1 protein-coding gene is annotated in these 2454 nt (G+C 74.4%); it reads right to left on the bottom strand.

Going from position 1 to position 2454, the window contains the following annotated elements; all coding sequences use genetic code 11:
* Positions 1–2454, bottom strand: a 2454-nt coding sequence (locus tag ACWDYJ_RS36145) for a type I polyketide synthase (RefSeq protein WP_451569842.1), incomplete at both ends; no start/stop codon positions are given.

Here is a 2454-nt window from a genome sequence, read left to right as displayed (position 1 = left end):
GGCGACCTCGACGGCGAACAGCGCGGGCTGCGTGTTGCCCGTCTCGTCCAAGCCCTCACCGGAGACGATGACCTCACGGACCGGCCGGTCCAGGTGCTGGTCGAGTTCGGCGGTGACAGCGTCGAAGGCAGCGGCGTAGGCGGGAAACGCGGCGTACAGCTCCTCGCCCATCCCCGTACGCTGCGCGCCCTGACCCGTGAACAGGAACGCCGTCTTCCCGGACGTACGGCTGTCACGCACCGCACCCGGCGCCGAAGCACCGGCCGCCAGCGCCCGCAGCCCGTCCAGCAGCGCGTCCCGGTCCCGGCCGACCACCACGGCCCGGTGCTCGAACAGCGAGCGGCCGGTCGCCAGCGTCAGACCGAGGTCCTGCGGGTCCGCCCCGCCGGCCGCCTCCAGCAGTCGCGCGGCCTGCGCCGTCACGGCCTGCGGGGTCTTGCCGGACAGCACCCACGGAACCACCGGCAGCGGCTCGCCGGCCTCCCGGGCCGGCTCCGGCCGGGCCGCGGGCGCCTCGATCACCACGTGGGCGTTGGTCCCGCTGATACCGAAGGAGGAGATGCCCGCGCGGCGCGGCCGCCCGTACTCCTCCCAGCCGCGCGGCTCGGTCAGCAGGGAGACGGCGCCCGCCTCCCAGTCGACGTGCCCGGACGGCGCGTCCACGTGCAGGGTCCGGGGCAGCACCTCGTGCCGCATGGCCTCGATCATCTTGATGACGCTGCCGACACCGGCGGCGGCTTGCGTGTGCCCGATGTTCGACTTCAGCGAGCCCAGCCACAGCGGCCGCTCCGCCGGACGGTTCTGCCCGTACGTCGCCAGCAGCGCCTGCGCCTCGATCGGGTCGCCGAGGGTGGTGCCCGTACCGTGCGCCTCGACGACGTCCACGTCGGCCGGGCTCAGACCGGCGTTGGCGAGCGCTTGGCGGATCACCCGCTCCTGCGAGGGGCCGTTCGGGGCGGTCAGGCCGTTGGAGGCGCCGTCCTGGTTGATCGCGGAGCCCCGGATGACCGCGAGCACGTTGTGCCCGTTGCGCTCGGCGTCCGAGAGCCGCTCCACGAGCAGCAGGCCGACGCCCTCGCTCCAGCCGGTGCCGTCGGAACCGGCCGCGAAGGGCTTGCAGCGGCCGTCGGGCGACAGACCGCGCTGACGCGAGAACTCCACGAACGTCGTCGGGCTCGACATCACCGTGACACCGCCCGCGAGCGCGAGGTCGCACTCGCCGGCCCGCAGGGCGTTCGCCGCCAGGTGCAGGGCGACCAGCGAGGAGGAGCAGGCCGTGTCGACGGTGACCGCCGGACCCTCCAGGCCGAGGGTGTACGAGACCCGGCCCGAGGCCACGCTGCCCGCGTTGCCGCTGGCCAGGTAGCCCTCCAGGTCCTCGGGGATCGTCGTGAGGGCGGAGCCGTAGTCGTGGTACATCACACCGGCGAAGACACCGGTACGGCTGCCGCGCAGCGACGCCGGGACCAGCCCGGCGTTCTCGACGGTCTCCCACGCGGTCTCCAGCAGGAGCCGCTGCTGTGGGTCGGTGGCCAGCGCCTCGCGCGGGGACATCCCGAAGAACTCCGGGTCGAACAGGTCCGCGTCGTGCAGGAAGCCGCCGCCCCGGGCGTACGTGGTGCCCGTGTGGTCGGGGTCCGGGTGGTAAAGGTTCTCCAGGTCCCAGCCACGGTTGACGGGGAACTCGGTGATGGCGTCCGTGCCCTCGGCGACGAGCCGCCACAGGTCCGCCGGGGAGGAGACCCCGCCCGGGTAGCGGCAGGCCATGCCGACGATCGCGATCGGCTCCAGCGAGGAGGCGTCCGCGGCCACCACGACCGGCGCCGCGCTCTCCTCGCCCCCGAACAGCTCGGCCGACAGGTGCGCGGCCAGCGCGGCCGGGTTCGGGTAGTCGAAGACCAGCGTGCTCGGCAGCCGCATGCCCGTGGTGGAGTTGAGCTGGTTGCGCAGCTCCACGGCGGTCAGCGAGTCGAAGCCCAGCTCCTGGAAGGCGCGGTCGGCGTCGATGCCGCTGTGGTCGGAGTGCCCGAGCACCGCCGCCACCTGGGCCCGGACCAGGTCGGTCAGGGCCTGGTCCCGCTCGGCCGGGGACAGAGCGCCCAGCCGCTGGGCCAGCGAGGAACCGCCGGCCGCCTGGCCGGAGGCCGCGGCCCGGCGCGGGGCGGCCGTGACCAGCCCGCGGAAGAGCAGGTGCGGACCGTCGGCCTGCTTGCGCAGCGCGGCCGTGTTCAGCCGGGTCGCGGCGAGCACCGCCTCGCCCGTGCCGGGGGCCGCGTCGAAGAGGTCCATCGCGTCGGCGGAGGACAGCGGCAGCAGGCCGGTGCGCTCGATGCGCTTGAGGTCGGCCTCGTCGAGCTGCCCGCTGATGGTGGAGGCCTGGGCCCACAGGCCCCAGGCCAGTGAGGTGGCCGGGAGTCCGGCGGCCTGGCGGTACTGGGCGAGGGCGTCGAGGAA

The sequence above is a fragment of the Streptomyces sp. NPDC003042 genome, assembly GCF_053591315.1.
The sequence above is the reverse complement of the archived record's forward strand: the minus strand, read 5'-3'. Positions and strand labels throughout refer to the sequence as shown.